Origin of the sequence: Acidaminococcus hominis, from assembly GCF_900291475.1 — a bacterium.
GTDB lineage: Bacteria > Bacillota > Negativicutes > Acidaminococcales > Acidaminococcaceae > Acidaminococcus > Acidaminococcus hominis.
Genome location: NZ_OLMM01000002.1, coordinates 68431 through 85140, shown reverse-complemented (window position 1 = coordinate 85140; position 16710 = coordinate 68431). Strand labels below are relative to the sequence as shown.

General features: G+C 55.2%; 13 protein-coding genes. 6 read left to right on the top strand and 7 right to left on the bottom strand.

Translation table 11 applies throughout. From position 1 onward, the window contains the following. Positions 1-49: 49 nt before the first annotated feature. On the bottom strand, positions 50-1252 hold the full coding sequence (locus tag C7E10_RS01440; protein ID WP_105325611.1) for an MFS transporter: 1203 nt from the start codon (positions 1250-1252) through the stop codon (positions 50-52). Between the two features lie 181 nt (positions 1253-1433). Between C7E10_RS01440 and C7E10_RS01435 the strand changes: the two genes are divergently transcribed. Then, positions 1434-2645 carry a type III PLP-dependent enzyme domain-containing protein gene (locus C7E10_RS01435; protein WP_105325610.1) on the top strand — a complete coding sequence of 404 codons (1212 nt, stop codon included), beginning with the start codon at positions 1434-1436 and terminating at the stop codon, positions 2643-2645. A 67-nt stretch (positions 2646-2712) separates the two neighbouring features. Here C7E10_RS01435 and C7E10_RS01430 read toward each other — a convergent pair whose 3' ends face one another. The 3 genes from C7E10_RS01430 to bioD form a co-directional block, all read right to left on the bottom strand. Further along, positions 2713-3618, bottom strand: coding sequence for a radical SAM protein (locus C7E10_RS01430; RefSeq protein ID WP_105325609.1), 906 nt, complete (start codon positions 3616-3618; stop codon positions 2713-2715). A gap of 67 nt (positions 3619-3685) precedes the next feature. Next, positions 3686-5038, bottom strand: a complete 1353-nt coding sequence (gene bioA / locus C7E10_RS01425) for an adenosylmethionine--8-amino-7-oxononanoate transaminase (RefSeq protein ID WP_105325608.1) — start codon at positions 5036-5038, stop codon at positions 3686-3688. Next, the gene (bioD, locus tag C7E10_RS01420; protein ID WP_105325607.1) at positions 5038-5724 is read right to left on the bottom strand and encodes a dethiobiotin synthase; all 687 of its coding nucleotides are present in this window, start codon (positions 5722-5724) and stop codon (positions 5038-5040) included. Before bioD ends, bioA begins: the two co-directional genes overlap by 1 nt. Before the next feature lie 245 nt (positions 5725-5969). Between bioD and C7E10_RS01415 the strand changes: the two genes are divergently transcribed. Together C7E10_RS01415 and C7E10_RS01410 are read left to right on the top strand one after the other, a co-directional pair. Then, positions 5970-6470, top strand: coding sequence for a nitroreductase family protein (locus C7E10_RS01415; protein WP_105325606.1), 501 nt, complete (start codon positions 5970-5972; stop codon positions 6468-6470). A gap of 202 nt (positions 6471-6672) precedes the next feature. After that, complete coding sequence (locus C7E10_RS01410; protein WP_105325605.1) at positions 6673-7173, top strand: DUF805 domain-containing protein; 501 nt, start codon at positions 6673-6675, stop codon at positions 7171-7173. A gap of 103 nt (positions 7174-7276) precedes the next feature. On the opposite strand, the gene C7E10_RS01405 is transcribed toward C7E10_RS01410, so the two are convergent. The 3 genes from C7E10_RS01405 to C7E10_RS01395 are packed head-to-tail and all read right to left on the bottom strand — an operon-like array spanning position 7277 to position 11335. After that, positions 7277-9121 carry an ABC transporter ATP-binding protein gene (locus C7E10_RS01405; protein WP_105325604.1) on the bottom strand — a complete coding sequence of 615 codons (1845 nt, stop codon included), beginning with the start codon at positions 9119-9121 and terminating at the stop codon, positions 7277-7279. Then, positions 9096-10841, bottom strand: coding sequence for an ABC transporter ATP-binding protein (locus C7E10_RS01400; protein ID WP_105325603.1), 1746 nt, complete (start codon positions 10839-10841; stop codon positions 9096-9098). The genes C7E10_RS01405 and C7E10_RS01400 overlap by 26 nt, the downstream gene beginning before the upstream one ends. Continuing rightward, entirely contained in the window at positions 10838-11335 is a 498-nt protein-coding gene (locus C7E10_RS01395; RefSeq protein WP_105325602.1) for a MarR family winged helix-turn-helix transcriptional regulator, read from the bottom strand. Before C7E10_RS01395 ends, C7E10_RS01400 begins: the two co-directional genes overlap by 4 nt. Before the next feature lie 365 nt (positions 11336-11700). Here C7E10_RS01395 and C7E10_RS01390 point away from each other — a divergent pair, with 365 nt between their 5' ends. The 3 genes from C7E10_RS01390 (at position 11701) to C7E10_RS01380 (ending at position 16628) form a co-directional block, all read left to right on the top strand. After that, the gene (locus tag C7E10_RS01390) at positions 11701-13077 is read left to right on the top strand and encodes an MATE family efflux transporter (protein WP_420837392.1); all 1377 of its coding nucleotides are present in this window, start codon (positions 11701-11703) and stop codon (positions 13075-13077) included. A gap of 154 nt (positions 13078-13231) precedes the next feature. After that, positions 13232-14992, top strand: a complete 1761-nt coding sequence (locus C7E10_RS01385; protein ID WP_233547527.1) for an ABC transporter ATP-binding protein — start codon at positions 13232-13234, stop codon at positions 14990-14992. Beyond that, positions 14982-16628 (top strand): ABC transporter ATP-binding protein, encoded by a 1647-nt coding sequence (locus C7E10_RS01380; RefSeq protein WP_105325600.1) that lies wholly within the window; start codon positions 14982-14984, stop codon positions 16626-16628. The genes C7E10_RS01385 and C7E10_RS01380 overlap by 11 nt, the downstream gene beginning before the upstream one ends. Positions 16629-16710: the final 82 nt, after the last annotated feature.

The following is a 16710-nucleotide window of genomic DNA, read 5'->3' as shown; positions in this document are numbered from 1 at the left end:
GCTCCCTTCCGTCAGTTCCTGCACAATAGGACTGGGGAAGGGAGTTTTTTCAGGCTTTTTTCAGCGGCGTCTGCCACAGGGCCAGGACCCAGATGACGACGGCCAGAAGGCCGATAATGGAGTAGGTGTCCGTCAGGCCCCGTGTATCGGCGATTTTACCCAAAAGCGGTGCTACAATGCCGCCGATGCTGACCGCCAGGCCTAGGGTTACGCCGGAAGCCAGACCCATATGGTTGGGCAGGTAACGCTGGCCGGAGAGCACCAGGGAGCTGTAGCACAGGCTGATGCCCATGCCCATGGGTACCAGCAGCAGCCCTGCGGCGAGAACGCTGTGTACCCGGGGAAACAGCATCAGCCCCAGTGCCAGCAGGGTGCAGGAAAACACAATGGTTTTCTTTTCGCCCCACAGGTCCGCCAATTTGCCTCCCAGGAGGGAAGAGGCAGCAGTCACGGCGTAGTAGATGCTTAGCAGGGTGCTGCTGAAGGTGTCTGTCTGGCCCAGCACGTGGATGAAATACAGCACCAGGAAGGTGCTGACCCCGCTGTACACGATGGAGCGCAGGGTTACCAGCACGCTGAGTTTGGCAAAGCTCTTCACATCGTCCTGCTGGGGTGCCTGGTCCTGTCCCCGGGCTGCAGCCGTCCCGGTTCTGGCGTCTGCGGCTTCTTTGGGGAAGAACAGGTGCAGGGCCGTGCCGAAAAGGAGGGGACCCAGCAGGTAGAGCAGGGTTCCCTTCAGTCCCCACAGGGACATGGCCAGGGTGGTGAGAATGGGGCCCAGGGTAAAGCCCAAATTGCCCCCAAAGGAAAAGATGCCCATGCTGACGCCCTTTTTGCCGGTGCGGCTGGTGGCGTTTACCAGCTTGGCCGCCTGGGGATGGAACAGGGCTACCCCAATACCGCTGACCATTACCGCCAGGCACAGGCCGGCAAAATTGGTAACGTAACCGGTCAGGGCCATGCCGCCTGCTGCCAGGGAGACTCCCAGCAGCATAAAGCCTGGCCGGTTCTTCTTGTCAGACATATGGCCAAACACCGGCTGGATAATGGAGCCGGCCAGGTTGGAAACCATGACCAGGGTGGCTGCCGTGGTGTAGCTGTAATGGTGGGCGGCAATGAGAAAGGGCAGCAGGGCTGCCAGGGAGCCCTGGTTGATATCGGAACAAAGATGCCCCAGGGCCAGTACGTAGCGGGCCTTGGAGGTGGGGTTCTCAGCAGAGGAGGGCGGTGCTGCCGCCGTAAGTGTGGACATAATTTTAGCTTCCCTTCATGCAATTTTGATTATTTTATCTTATAATAGAGTATATAGCCCCTTAGGGGGAATCATCCTAGAAACGCAAGCCTAAAGCAGGCGGTATTTCTTTTATTGTAGCAGGCTGAAGGGAAAATCGCACCTGTTTCTTTAGGCTTATCGAGAAAGAGGGAAAATTCTTATGGAACCATTTTGGATTATGGAACAAAGAGAAAAACTGCGGGATATTGGCAAGAAGTATCCCAGCGTCTATGTGTACCACCGGGATACCATCTTGACCCAACTGGATAACCTGCAGCAGCATTTTCCCCGTTTTGGCTTTCTGTATTCCCTGAAGGCCAACCCTTTTCCGCCCCTGGTGAAGGCCATTGCCAGCCAAGGGGTGGGAGCAGACGCTGCCAGCGCCCGGGAAGTGGAACTGGCCGCAGCAGCGGGAATGCCGCCTTCCCAAATCTATTATTCCGCCCCGGGAAAAACCTGGGAGGATTTGGAACGGACCCTGGGCAAGGCCGTCATCATCGCAGACAGTCTGCACGAGCTGGAGCTTTTGGAAGCAGTGGCCGCAGAGCGCAGCACCACCTATGAAGTGGGGCTCCGCATCAACCCCAACTTTGCTTTTACCGGAGGCCCTGGGGTGGCCTCCAAGTTTGGGGTGGATCAGGACCAAGCTTTGGCATACCTGAAAAATCGGAAGCCCGGCCGGATTTCCGTTCAAGGCATCCACGTCCATCTTCGTAGCCAGGAACTGGATCCGAAGCTGTTGGCAGCCTACTATGGCCACGTACTGGAATTGGCCCAGGAGACCGCCAAAACGCTGGGTCGCCCCCTGGCTTTTGTGAATCTGGGGTCCGGCATTGGCATTCCCTATAACCTGTCGGAAAAGCCCCTGGACCTGGACGCCTTGGCCAAGGGGCTGGCACCCCAGGAAGAAGCCTTTGCCAAGGCTATGCCCCAGACCAAGGTGCTCATTGAAACCGGCCGTTACGCCGTAGGCCAGGCCGGGGTGTATCTGACCCGGGTGCTGGATCGGAAGGAATCCCACGGGAAAACCTTCCTGATTCTCAGCAATACCTTAAACGGCTTTATCCGGCCGTCCTTGGGCCAATTGGTCCAGAACTATTCCCCCAATCCGGAACCGGCAGCCTGCGAACCTCTCTACAGCGAGGCCGGCGCCTTCCAGTTCTTTACCCTGCGGGAGAAGCCGGGTGCCCTGGAAACGGTTACCCTGGTTGGGAACCTGTGCACGGCGGCCGATGTGGTGGCTGAGGATTTGGAACTGCCCCGGCTGGAAATTGGGGATGTGGTGGGCATCACCAACGCCGGTGCCTATGGCCGGGTTCTGTCCCCGGACCAATTTGCCAGCGTGGCTGACCTTCACGAAGTACTGTTATAAAGCAAAAAAGGAACCTTCTGTGCCAAACCTGAGGGCTTGGTGCAGAAGGTCCCTTTTATTTTGTCTTTTATTTGTGGCTGCGAATTCCCGTGCCGTCAAACAGGGGAATGAAGTTTTCATCGGCGGAGGCCGCTTCCTGGACGTACCCGTCTTCCAGGGGACTGTCCATCAGATAATTCTCCACGTCTGCGTATTCTTCATCCGTCAGGGTCCGGTTGATTTCCGGGAACTGGTCTGCCTGACCGCAGGGCACGTACTGTCGCATCAGGCTAAACAGCACCTGTCCCGGCCCAAAGGTGTCCGTAACCCAGTCAATAATCCGCTTGCTGTCTTCCGTCTGGCCTGGCAGGATCAGGTGGCGGATCACCACCCCTTGCTGTAAAATGCCGTCCTCATCCAGCTGATAGGGGCCTACCTGGCGGTACATTTCTTGAATGGCCTGGGTGGCAAATTGGAAATACTGCGGAGCGTTGCTGTAGCGGATGGCTGTTGCTTCCCGGTAATACTTCAGGTCCGGCAGGTAGATCTGGACCTTGCCTTCCAGCAGCCGCAGGGTTTCCACCTTTTCGTAGCCGCCGCAGTTAAAGACCACCGGCACTGGCAGTTTGGGCTCCAAAGATTCCAAAAGCAGCGGCACAAACTGGGTGGCTGTAATCAAATCAATGTTGTGGGCCCCTTGGTCAATGAGAGAACTGTAGATTTTCCGCAGGTCCTCCGGGGTAACCTCCCAGCCCTTGCCCTCCCGGCTGATTTCACTGTTCTGGCAGAACTCGCACTGGAGGGTGCAGCCGGAGAAAAATACTGCACCGCTGCCCCGGGTACCGCTGAGGCACGGCTCCTCCCACAGGTGGAGGGCGGCTCGGGCTGCCTTAGGCCGCAGGGCGCAGCGGCAGTAGCCCAGCTGTCCCGGTGCTCCTTCATATTCCGGACGGTTGACCCCGCAGTTGTGGGGACATAAATTGCAGATATACATAAAGACCCTTCTTCCGTTAGCGTGTAGGGCTATTATAGCACAACCCGGCACTTGGCGTCAGGTCCGGTTAGCTGACCGGCAGCTGGTCGTACAGGGCGTCCCGGAGAATGGCCACCGCCTTGTCCAGATCCTTTCGCTCAATGGTAAGGGGCGGGTTAAAGTACAGTACGTCCCCCATGTTTCGCAGCACCAGGCCCTTGTCCATGGCTTTGCGGAAAATTTGCCAGCCCAGCCGGCATTTGCTGGGGAAGGGCTCCTTGGTTTGTTTATTGAGAACCAGTTCCAGGGCGTTGATCAGGCCAATATGGCGGATTTCCCCTACGTTGGGGTGATTGCCCACCGCTTCCTGGAGTCTGGCGTGGAGGTAGGCCCCATTTTCCCGGACCCGCTCCAGCAGGTTGTCCCGTTCCAAAATGTCCAGTACCTTCAGGGCAATGGAGCAGGCCAGAGGATTGCCCGCATAGGTGTGGCTGTGGACAAAGGCCTTTTGGGTGCCGTAGTCATCATAGAAAGCGTTGTACACCTGGTCCGTGGTAATGGTAAGGGACATGGGCAGATACCCGGCAGTCAGACCTTTGGAGGTGCACAGCAGGTCCGGGCTGACCCCGGCATGCTCAATGGCAAAGAGCTTTCCCGTCCGGCCAAAACCGGCGGCGATTTCGTCGTCGATCAGCAGGACTCCGTAGGCATCGCACAATTTACGCAGCTTGATCAGGTAGGCCGGGGGATAGATCCGCATACCGGCTGCTCCCTGGAGAATGGGCTCCACCAGACAGGCCGCCGTTTCGTGCCCGTACTGGGCAAAGGCCCGCTCCGCTGCTTCGAAGCAGTCCGTGTGACAGGTTTGCCGGTTTTCCCCGTAAGGGCAGCGGAAGCAGTCCAGCCCTTCAAAATGTATATTATCCATGAGCATGGGGTGGAACAGGGCTGCATAGTGGTCCAGGGAACCTACGGAAAGGGCGCCGATGGTCTCTCCGTGGTAGGAGCAGGGCAGGCACATAAAGCGCTTTCGTTCCGGGTGTCCCGTCTGCACCTGGTATTGAAAGGCCATTTTCATGGCCGCTTCTACAGCAGAAGAACCGTTGTCGTGGAAGGTAAATTTGGTGAGCCCTTTGGGCAGCAGGGGCTGGAGCCGCTGGGCCAGTTCAATAGCCGGCTTATGGGTGAAATTGGTGAAAATCACGTGCTCCAGGGTGTCCACCTGCTCCTTGACCGCTGCGTTAAGTTCTGGATTGCAGTGGCCCAGCAGATTGCACCACCAGGAAGAAATAATGTCCAAATAAGCCTTGCCCTGGCTGTCGTACAGGTATACGCCCTTGGCATGGTCGATGACCACCGGCGGGAAAATCTCATTGTCCTTCATTTGCTGGGCAGGGTGCCAGATGAGCTCCTTGTCCAGTTGTTCCCAGGATTTTTCCATTAGTTCTTCACCTCCAAAGGCGCAAAGCAGGCTGCCAGGGTTTTGGGGTCGCAGTCCAGCGATGCAGCTCCTGTAGGAATTTTGGCCAGCACCGGTACCCCGGTCATTGCGGGAATCATTTTGAGGTTATCCTCTTCCAGGACACCACCCTGCCAATGGTTCAGCAGCACGCCCTTTACGGGAATCCCCAGCTTTTCACAGTAGGCAGCAGTGGTGACAATATGGTTCAGGGTGCCCAGGCCGGCCTTGGCCACAAGCAGGACCGGCAGCTCCAGCAGCCGGATAATATCCGTTAGGTCGATATGGGCCTTTGCATCCCGGCGGAGGGGGCAGGCGATGCCCCCGGAACCTTCCATTACCAGATAGGGATAGCGGGCCGCAGCCTTTTGAAAATCCCGGTGAATCACCGCAAGGTCCACCGGATTGCCCTCCAGCTGGGCCGCCAGGTGCGGGGATACCGCTGTTTTGTACAGATAGGAAAGCAGCAGGTCTTCCGGTTCCCCAATTTGGGCAAAACGGTTGACGAAACCCGCATCCGACTCCGCCACCGAGTCCGCTCCGCTGATAGCCGCCTTGTAGTAGCCCGTGTCATAACCGCCCTGACGCAGGGTCTTGATCAGCAGCGCTGTAACATACGTTTTGCCGATATCCGTGTCTGTACCGGTAATGAAAAGTCCGTTTGACATCATATATTCCCCCTAAACAGATTGGTGCGGCTCTAGTTGAGCCGCGGTTAACTTTATTTATGATAACGTAAACCAAAATTACAATCAAGGTTAACGGTAAAAAGTTAACGATAAATTGTATATATTAGGTATTGATAACTGTGTACGTTCGTGTTACAATTGAGACAAAATATAGGAAGCACGGTTTGGAGTACCCCCCGGGGAGTCCGCGCTTCAGGCGTTTGCCAGTATTAGGAGGGAATTGTATGACTAGCAGTATTTTTACCCGTGTCAGCGTAAGACGGTATGAGGACCGTCCTGTAGAACAGGAAAAAACCGATTACTTATTGAAGGCCGCCATGCAGGCACCTTCCGCCGGGGACCAGCAGCCCTGGGAATTTTACGTAATCAAGAACCCCATTATTTTGGCCAAACTGGCCCGAATCAGCGAATATTCCGGCGCCGTAGGCCGTGCACCCATTGCCATTTTGAGCGTAATGCGCACCGAAGGACTGCCCTTCCAGCCGGTTGCTCCTGTGGATATGAGCATCTGCATGGAAAATATGTGGCTGGCTTGCAGTGAAGTAGGTTTGGGCGGCGTTTGGATTGGGGTAGCTCCCTTTGAAGACCGCATTGCCAAGGTAAAGGAAATCCTGAACCTTCCCGATACCCTGCAGCCCTTTGCCATTTTGGCCTATGGCTATCCGGACAAGGAACGGCAGCAGCGGGACCGTTGGGATCCCAAGAGAATCCACGTGGTGGAATAAACCGCGTAAAAAGAGACACTCTGCAAAAGCGCAGGGTGTCTTGCTTTTTGTGGGAGTTTTATCACCCAACCCTTTTGCTATACTAAGGTTAGCGGAAGGATTAGCCTAGCAAATGCCCTAGCAGTCTGCGTTGAGGCAAGCTGTCCTGCCCGTCAGCCGGTGTGCCCTGGTACCCGGCAAGCCAGCAGAGGAGGTTTTGCAAATGGGTGATTTTTTTATGGGTTTAATCAAGTTGGGGCTATTTTTTCAATTCGGACTGCCAATTCTGGTGGGAATCCTTGTTCTTATTGTTTCGGCCTTTGCCCCGGGGAGCATCCTGTCCTTTAGCGGCAGGTTAAGCCGGAAAAAATATTTTCTCTATGGTTTGGGGGATTTTGCCCTGCTGATGGTGGGTATGCTCCTGGCCTTTTGGGGAGAAGCGCAGAGCATGTCCGCCGTTATGGATGTGGGACTGATTCTTGCCGTGGTCAGTTTTATTTTTTTCTACTCCCTGGCTGCCAGACGGCTGCACGACTTTGGCCAATCTGCCTGGTGGTGTTTGGCCCTTTTTGTGATGTTTCGCCTGCTGCCCAGCGGGCCGGACATGAAAGATGCTTTGAACCTGATTATCTTTGCCGGTTTGGCACTGATTCCAGGAGACAAAGGGAACAACCGGTACGGCCCGGATCCCTTGGACCCCACCAACTACCCGGAGGTATGGTAGGGCAGGCTTTTGCCAAGCCGCTGCACAAATTACAGATAAAAAGAAAGGTCAGTTTCCCAAAACCGAAACAAGGGAAACTGACTTTTTTGCTGTACCAACGAAATTATGCCCCGGCAAACTGGCTGTTGTATAGGTCCGCATAGGCGCCGCCCTGCTGCAGCAGTTCCTGATGGGTGCCCTGTTCCACAATATTGCCGCCGGCCATAACCAGAATCAGGTCTGCGTCCACAATGGTGGACAGCCGGTGGGCAATGACAAAGCTAGTCCTGTCCTGCATCAGGGTCTTCATAGCCCGGTTGATTTCCATTTCCGTCTGGGTATCCACGCTGGAGGTGGCCTCGTCCAAAATCAAAAGGGGAGGGTTGCAGAGAATGACCCGGGCAATGGTCAGCAGCTGGCGCTGGCCTACGGAAATGGCTTCGCTGTCATTTTCCAGCCGGGTATCATAGCCCTGGGGCAGGGTTCGTACAAAGAAGTCCACCCGGGCTGCCTGTGCTGCCTTGCGGATTTCTTCTGGGGAAGCGTCCGGCCTGCCATAGGCAATGTTTTCACCAATGGTGCCTTCAAACAGCCAGGTATCCTGGAGTACCATGCCAAAATAGGAATGGAGCTGCTGCCGGGACAGGTCGGCAATATCCACATCGTCCAGGAGAATCTTCCCGCCCTGAACTTCGTAGAAGCGCATCAAGAGATTGATCAGGGTGGTCTTCCCGGCACCGGTTTCCCCTACAATGGCCACCTTTTGGCCGGGCTGTACGGTAAAGCTGACTCCTTTCATAATTTCCTTGTCCGGACTGTAGCCAAACCGTACCTGACGAAATTCCACTTTGCCCCGTATAGTAGGAAGCACCGGGGGCTGCGCCGGCTCCGGGCTCAGTTCCGGCTCGTCCAGCAGTTGGTAGACTCGCTCCGCAGAGGCCAGGGCAGACTGCATGGAGGTAATTACGTAGGAAGCATCTGTCAGCGGCTCCGCAGCCTGGTTCATATACTGGAGAAAGGCCTGGAAGGCCCCCACACTGAGGCGTCCCTGAATCAGCAGACTGCTGGCCCAAAGGGCGATGCCCACTTGTCCAAGCCGATTTACCAGACGGATGGCTGGATTCACTACATTAATGAGAAAATCTACCTTTTCAGAAGACCGGGCCAAGGCTTCGTTGGCAGTATGAATATGCTGGGAACTGTCCGCTTCCCGGCTGAAGGCTTTGAGAATTACCCGGCCGCTGTAGTATTCCTCTATCAGGCTGGTGACCCTGCCCATAGCTTGCTGCCGGGCGGAGGCTTGGTTCAGGGTGGCCTGGGAAAACAGTTTGGTAACTCCCAGCGCCAGCAGGGTAAAGAGCCCGAACAGCAGGGTCAGCCGGGGCTGGAAATGGAACATCATAACCAGTGCCCCCAGCACCATGCCGACCGAAGTAAACAGCTCTAGCACCCCATTTTGCAGGGCTTCGGACATTTTGTCCAGGTCGTTGGTAAAGCGGCTGAGGCTGTCTCCCGTGGGCTGATGGTCAAAATACGACAGGGGCAGCCGGTTTAATTTCTGGCTTAGTTCTGTCCGCAAGTGCAGGGACAGGGTCTCCGCAAAGGAGAGCATGGCATAGCTTTGCAGACTATAGAACAGCCAGGCTCCCAGATATAGCAGAAACAAAATTCCGATTTCCCGGCCGCCCTGCTGCCAGGTTACGTGAAATGCCTGTCCCAGGGTTTGGCTTATCTGAATGTCGTTCCACAGATGGTCAATGACCCCGGCACTGTACCAGGGTGCTGCAATCATCAAAATGGTGTAGAAGGTTACGGACAGCAGCACCAGAATAAGCCTTTGGTGGAAGGCCCGGGCTGTTTGCCACAGTCGTTTCAGGGTTTTCCAGGCAGCCTGGGGCTTTTCAAAGGACAGTTCATAGGCCAGGGAAGTGTCCTGTTGGTGTTCAGTTTGCCGGTTGTCCTGTGCCATGGCAGCTGCCTCCTTTCGTTTGGGATTCCACAATCTGTTGGTATGCTGGGCAGCCTTTCAGCAATTCCTGATGGGTGCCCACCCCCACGGTCCGGCCGTCTTCCAGCACAATAATCTGGTCCGCTGTTTCAATGGTGCTGACCCGTTGGGCAATAATCAGAACCGAACTCCCTGCCAGGGTGTTTTTAAGGGCCCGCCGCAGGGCCGCATCCGTTTTGAAATCCAAGGCAGAAAAGCTGTCATCAAAAATGTACAAATCTGCTTTTTTGAGCAGCGCCCGAGCAATGGCCAGCCGCTGCCGCTGCCCACCAGAAAAATTGGTTCCCCCTTGGGATACCTGGGTTTCCAGTCCTTCCGGCAGGTCCTTCACAAAGTCCGCCTGGGCAATGGAAAGGGCCTTTTTCAGGTCCTCCTGGGAAGCTTCTTTCCAGCCCACCCGCAGGTTTTCGGCCAGGGTGCCGGAAAACAGCCAAGCCTTTTGGGGTACATAGGAAATATGTTTGCGCAGCTGTTCCTGGGTCAGCTGGCGAATATCCATTCCCTCCAGGGTAATGGCTCCTTCCGTTACATCGTGAAAGCGGAGCAGGAGCTTGGCCAGGGTGGATTTTCCGCTGCCGGTGCTGCCAATAATGGCGGTGGTTTTTCCCCGGCACAGGGCAAAGTCCAGGTTTTGCAGAGCAGCCTCCGCCGCGTTGGCAAAACGGAAAGTAACGTTATGCAGCCGGAACACTTCGGGTGCAGCCGCAGGCAGTGCTTTTGCCTTCCCATCAGTAATTTCCGGCTGCTTTGCCAAAACAGCACCAATCCGGTTTAGGCATACTTTGGCCCGGGGCAGGAGAATCACCACCATTTGGGCCAAAATCACGTAGAACAAAATCAGAATGGCGTATTCCGTGAGAGCAGTCAGGTCCCCAATCTCCAGCTGCCTTGCGCCAATCTGGTCCGCTCCCAGCCACAAAATGGTACAGATGCATAGGTTCATGACAAAGATGGCCAGGCTTTCCAGGCCGAAAAACAGTCCATTGGCATGAATGGCTGATTCTGCATAGTCTGCAAAGGACCGGTGCAGCCGTTTTTCTTCGTAGGCTTCCTTGTTGAAGGCACGGATAACCCGCACCCCGGTGAGATTTTCCCGAATCAGCACATTGATTTTATCCAGCAGGGTTTGCAGCTTTTCAAAAATGACTGCCGCTTTCCGGGTAATCAGCACGGCCCCGCCCAAAATTACCGTGGTGACCCCAATCATCAGCTTTCCCATTTCCGGGTTCAGGGAGTAGGCCAGCCCCATCCCCATGAGGCACAGGGCAGGTACTGGCAAAATCATCTGAATGGACCAGGTAAAAGCCTGTTGGACCACGCTGACATCTGTCAGGGTACGGGTAATCAGGGAACCGGTGCCAAACTGGTCAAAATCGGTCTCCGAAAAGGCAAGGACGTGGTCGTACAGAGCATTGCGCAGGTCCCGTCCCAGCCTGGCCGACAGCCGGGCGCAGAGAAAACTGCCCACCAGCGTTCCTAGGGCAGAGAGCAGTACCGCTCCCAGCATACAGACACCTTTATGGACCACTTCCGGCCAATTGCCTGTTTCCAGGCCAATGTTGATCATTTCCGCTGCCAGGGTGGGAATATACAGGGTGCCTGCCACATCTATCAAAGTCACCAGTACGGTGAAAAAGCAGAGACATTTGTAGGGCTTGAGAAAATGCAGCAGAACCCTCATGGCGTAGTCCTCCCTTTCCCCTTTTGGCCTGTCTGCGAGGTTTCCTCCAGTTTCTCCACATGGGTCTGGAATGCCAGCTTCAGCCGGTCACTGAGGAAAGCTAGGGCATCAATAAAGGAAGTAGAGTATTTTTCTACCGTTTCCGTAAAAGCCTGGGCTTCCGCCTGATAAATCGGCGCCAGTACCTTTCGGGTGTAGGCTTGTCCCAGGGGGGTCAGTTCAATATGGCATTCCCGCCGTTTGCCGGGAATGGGGGACAGCGTCAGATAACCTTCTGACTCTGCCTGCTTAATGGTGGTGTTCAGCGTACTTTTGGGAAAACCCCATTCTGCACAAATTTCCTTTTGGGAATGGGCCTGGCCGTTATCCAGGGCATACAGCAGCCACAGCAGGGATTCCTTGATGCCAATTTTGGCGGTATCGTTGTAATAGAGCTCGTCAATATTATTTATGGCGATAATCAGCCGGCGCATAGCTTTACGGTCTTGTTCCACTTTGGAAGCCTCCTTATAATCCGAAATCGTATTTTAAACCTGTATTAGATTATAGTACGAAATCGGATTATAATCAACCCGCATTTTTACCTGCTGGGGAGGATGCCGGCAATAGCTGCTGTGATTTTTGCCTTTTGCAGGGTATTTTTTGCCGTTAGCTTGGTCTTTCTTACTCTGAAAAGAATGAGTATTGACTTTTGCACTGCAAAACTGTTTGAATGAAAATAACGAATATTGCGGGTGCTGGCAGCCTGGCAGGCCGCAGAAATCTAATGCTCCTGCCAAGGCGCTGCGGTGTTTTACCGCAAACGGCAGGAGTTATGAAGGACGGGATGGTTATGGAAAAGCAGGAGCAGAAGCTTACCCTGGGAAACAGGAAGGGAGAACAGGAAAGCCTTTTAGGCACCGGACCCATCCATCGTCTCTTTTTCTCCCTGGCCGTACCCGCTATTTTGGCCCAAATGATCAATATCCTCTACAATCTGGTGGACAAGATGTTTATCGGCCATATCCCCGTGGAAGGACCGCTGGCCCTGGCTGGGGTGGGGATTACCACCCCGGTGATTCTGGCCATATCCGCCCTGGCAGCCTTGGTCAGTATGGGCGGTGCCCCCAAAGCCTCCATTATGATGGGACGGCAGAATTACCCGGCTGCAGAGGAAATCCTGGGGACCTGTACCTGGATGATTTTGGTGCTGTCCCTGCTGCTCACGGTGTTCATGCGTTTGTGCGGCCGTCCGGTGCTGCTGCTTTTTGGGGCCAGCTCCGGTACCATTGGCTATGCCTTGGACTATATGAATATTTACTGTCTGGGGACGGTGCTGATTCAGCTGACCCTGGGGCTCAATGCCTTTATCACCGCAGAAGGCTTTACAAAAATCAGTATGCTGAATGTGGCTGTGGGAGCCGTCTGCAACGTGGTTTTGGACTATGTCATAATTAATTTGCTGCACTGGGGCGTAGAGGGGGCAGCTCTGGCTACCATACTGTCCCAGGGAGTTTCTGCCCTTTGCGTGGTAGGCTTTCTTCTGTCTCGGCACAGCACCCTAAAGCTGCGGTTAAAGAATATTGTTTTTCGCCGGGATTTGCTGCTGCCCTGCATCCTCCTGGGGACCAGTCCTGCCCTGATGCAGCTGACGGAAAATATGGTAGCCATTTCCTTTAATACTTCCCTCCAGCGTTTTGGTGGGGATATGGCCGTCAGTTCCATGAGCATCATGAATTCCATTATGCAGTTTGTCATGCTGCTGCTGCCCGGACTGGTTCAGGGAGCACAGCCCATTCTCAGTTATAATCTGGGCGCGGAGAAAATTAACAGGGTTCGGGACTGTTTTCGCGACCTGTTGGTATCCTGTGTTGCCGGCTCCTGCCTCATCTGGGCGCTGTGCATGCTGCGGCCGGACTGGGTGGCAGCCATCTTTACGGACAATGCCCAGCTGATCCAGTACTCTTCAGGGGCTATCCGTATCTACCTGTCCATGCTGTTCCTGTATGGGGTCCAGGTGGCCTGCCAATATAGCTTTGTGGCCTTGGACCAGGCCCCTACTGCCATTTTCCTAACCATTTGGCGGAAAATCATTCTGCTGATTCCCTTGATTTTCATTCTGCCCCATCTGGTGGCAGAACCTGTTACAGGGGTGTTCTTGGCGGAACCCATTGCGGATACTGTAGCGGTTTGCACCACCGGTCCCATGTTTTACCGCTATTTCAGCAGGCTGAAACGGAAATACGGAGTGAAATAAGAGAATAACTGTCTGGAGCTGTGAGAAGCGCTTTTGCTTTTCACAGCTTTTTTCACGAAAAATTTATAAATGCTGGAACCTCTTTTGGCAGGGAAAGGAGTATACTACTCTGTATTAGAGCGATAACAAACAGTTGGCAGGGGAGCTGAGCAGCGTGAAAAACCATAAGGAACGCCGGGTGGAAGAGCCGGCCAAAATCCTCTCCTATTTTAAGGCAGAGGCACCCATTTTGGTCATTGTGACCATTACCGGGATTCTTTATAACGTGGGTATGGGGGCGGGACCCTATTTTGAAGGTCAAATGGCCCAGTGCCTGTACGACATTCTCCAGCACCGGGCTGTCCCCCTGGACATGGTGAAACTGGCACTCAGCTATGTGGCAGTGCTGGCGCTGGTCCAGGTCATGCGGGCAGGGAAGCGCTACAGCGTCCGGATTTTTTCCGCCCAGATTGGTTGGCTCATGCGCCACACCCTGTACCACAGCCTGGTGCATATGGACAGCAAGGAGCTGCGCCGGGAGAATTTGGGGAATCTGATGACCAAGGCCGTGTCCGATGTGGACGCCTGTTCCGAGGGCATGCGGAAATTTACCACTGAAGTTTTTGATACCGGAGTGGTGATGGTGGTGTATCTGGCCCTGCTGCTGGGTTACGACTGGCGGCTGACGCTTCTGGCCTGCCTGGTGATTCCCGTTGCTTACGCCATGGCCAATTGGCTGAAGAAAATTGTCAGCGAAACCAACAGTGCCTACAAGGCCTGCGAAGCCCAGCTGAACCAACTGACCATGGACCGGGTGAGCCATGCCCTGACCTACCGGATTACTGGCCGGGAAAAGAATCGGGATACGGGTTACGAGGCCCAGTTGGCGGCCTATGAACGGGCCAGCGCCCGGGCCAATATTTTTGAAGGCAGTATGATGCCCATCTACGATGCCATTGCCATGTGCGGGATGCTGATCATCTTCTATTTCGGTTCCCGAAACGTGTTGGGAACGGGCTGGGTCCAGTGGGACATTGCCGGCTTTACCACCTATGTGGCCTGCTTTACTAAACTGGCGGTAAAAACCAGCCATGCGGCCAAGCTGTTTAACGCCGTGCAGAAAGCCCAGGTTTCCTGGGTACGGTTAAAGCCGCTGCTCCAGCTTCAGGTAACAGAGCGGGAAAGCAGCAAGCTGGAAAAAGCCCGGCCGGTAACCCTGGTACTGGACCAGGTCAGCTGCCAGTACGATGAGTCTTCTCCCGTACTGCGCCAGATTTGTCTTACTGCCCAGCCCGGGGATATTGTGGGTATTACCGGCAGGGTGGCCTGCGGCAAGAGTATGCTGGGGAAAATCTTTATTGGGGAGGTGCCCTGGGTGGGGACTATTACCTTAAACGGCACGGATTTTCGCGCCCTGTCCCCGGAGAAACGGAAGGCCCTGATTTCCTATATGGGCCACGAACCGGAGCTGATGACCGCTTCCATTGCGGAAAACATCACGTTGGGCGACCCAATCGACGTTTGGTCCTATCTGCGGGCCGTGTGCCTGGACCAGGAAGTGGCCGCCCTGCCGGATAAGGAAAATTCCCTGGCCGGCAGCAGCGGCACCCAGCTTTCTGGCGGCCAGCAGGCAAGAATCGCCCTGGCCCGGACCCTGGCCCATGCCAGGCCCCTGCTGGTGCTGGACGACCCCTTTTCTGCCGTGGACCCCAAGGGGGAAAGCCGCATTTTGAACAATCTTCGGACCCTGTGCCCGGAGGCAGTTATCCTGCTGATTTCCCATCGGCTGCTCCATTTTCCGGAGTTTGACCACGTACTGTTTCTTCATGATGGCACCGGCACCTTCGGCACCCATCAGGAGCTGCTGGATTCCCAGCCGGAGTATGCGGAGCTGTACCAGAAACAGGCAGAGGGGGTGGATTTAGATGCAAAATAAGCAAAGCACCTACGCTCCCGTGATTGCTTCCGTAAAAACTTCCTTAAAGACCCATCCTGGGGCCGTACTGTTGCTGGTAGCCCTGATAGTGGCTTCCGTAGTAACCAGCCTGCTGCCGCCCCTGGTGCTGAAACGGGTAATCAACGAACTGACGGCGGGGAAGGGGATTTCTTTCCGCCTGTCCGCCGGCTATTTGCTGCTGGTAATTGTTTCCGACCTGTTTGAAACGGCTCAGAACAGCGCCATTACCATCTTCGGCCAGAAAATTACCCACGGCATCCGTTCCGTGCTGTGCGCCAAGCTGGACCGGCTGCCCGCCGACTACTTTACCAAACACCCTGCCGGTCAGATTACCAGTGTTTTCGTCAACGATGCCGACACCATTGATACCCTGTATTCCGATGGCATTGTGGGGATGCTGGCCGACAGCTTTAAGCTCATCGGCATCCTGGGCATCATCTTTACCGAATGTCCGGGCCTGGCAATCCTGCTGGTGATTCTTACGCCCTTCCTGTTCCTTCTGACCAGGCATTTTCAGCGGGCAACCCTGGTGGCCCAGCGGGACAACCGGCAGGCCATCGGCCGGGTCAGCAACCACGTACCGGAAACCATCCGGAACATCCGCATGATCCACGTGCTGGGGAAGGAAAAGTACATGGAATCCCGCTACGACGCTTACATCAGCGACAGCTATAACGCCGTAAACCGTTCCAATTTCTACGATGGAATTTATTCTCCCATTATCCAAATCGTCCAGGCTGCCGTGGTGGCAGTCATGATGGTTGCCGCCGTGTCCGGGCTGGAGCTGCAGGGACTGTTTGGCCTCAGCGTAGGGTCTGCGGTAGCCGTGATTTCCTACGTGGGCAAGCTCTTTGCGCCGATTGAGAACATCGGCATGGAGCTCCAGAATATCCAGACCGCCATTGCAGGTATACGGCATATCAGCGACTTTTTAAACGTGCCCGACCGGGTGGTGCCGGAGGCGGAAAAACCAGAGGAGAACGCCCCTGCCGTGGTGTTTGACCAGGTGACCTTTGGCTACGACCCCAGTTTGCCCATTTTAAAACAGCTGTCCTTTACCATTGCTCCTGGGGAACACGTATTCATCCTGGGCCGCAGCGGCGCCGGGAAAAGCACCATTTTTAAGCTGCTGCTGGGTCTGTACCAACCCCAGGGCGGCGCCATCCGGCTTTTTGGGGAAAATCCCCAGGCTATTCCGGATGCGGCCAAACGCCGAGTGTACGGCTGTGTGGAGCAGGATTTCCAGGCTATACAGGGAAACCTGAGAGACCAGATTGCCCTGTTTGACCCAGCCATTACAGATGAGGAAATCTGGGCTGCCCTGCGCCTTTCCCGGCTGGAAGCGGTGGTTCGGGCCCTGCCGGAGCAGCTGGATACACCTATGTCCAGCGGTCTTTTCTCCCGAGGTCAGCTCCAGCTGCTGTCCATTGCCCGGGCTGTGGTTACGTCTCCCAGGCTCTTGCTGCTGGACGAAATCACCGCCAACTTGGACAGCGAAACCGAGCAGAATATCCTGGAAGCCCTGGAAGCTGCCGCTGAAGGCAGAACCGTTCTGTCCATTTCCCACCGGCTGTCTGCCGTTATGAACGACAAACGGAAAATCCATTTGAATTGACGCTTTGCGAAAAAACTCCCTCAGTCCTGACGGGCTGGGGGAGTCGTTTCTTCTCACATACTTGCCGCCAGTTGGCTGAACT

Coding starts and splice junctions, on each gene's coding strand:
- C7E10_RS01440 (WP_105325611.1), bottom strand. CDS start 1,252: ATGTCCACACTTACGGCGGCAGCACCGCCCTCCTCTGCTGAGAACCCC.
- C7E10_RS01435 (WP_105325610.1), top strand. CDS start 1,434: ATGGAACCATTTTGGATTATGGAACAAAGAGAAAAACTGCGGGATATT.
- C7E10_RS01430 (WP_105325609.1), bottom strand. CDS start 3,618: ATGTATATCTGCAATTTATGTCCCCACAACTGCGGGGTCAACCGTCCG.
- bioA (WP_105325608.1), bottom strand. CDS start 5,038: ATGGAAAAATCCTGGGAACAACTGGACAAGGAGCTCATCTGGCACCCT.
- bioD (WP_105325607.1), bottom strand. CDS start 5,724: ATGTCAAACGGACTTTTCATTACCGGTACAGACACGGATATCGGCAAA.
- C7E10_RS01415 (WP_105325606.1), top strand. CDS start 5,970: ATGACTAGCAGTATTTTTACCCGTGTCAGCGTAAGACGGTATGAGGAC.
- C7E10_RS01410 (WP_105325605.1), top strand. CDS start 6,673: ATGGGTGATTTTTTTATGGGTTTAATCAAGTTGGGGCTATTTTTTCAA.
- C7E10_RS01405 (WP_105325604.1), bottom strand. CDS start 9,121: ATGGCACAGGACAACCGGCAAACTGAACACCAACAGGACACTTCCCTG.
- C7E10_RS01400 (WP_105325603.1), bottom strand. CDS start 10,841: ATGAGGGTTCTGCTGCATTTTCTCAAGCCCTACAAATGTCTCTGCTTT.
- C7E10_RS01380 (WP_105325600.1), top strand. CDS start 14,982: ATGCAAAATAAGCAAAGCACCTACGCTCCCGTGATTGCTTCCGTAAAA.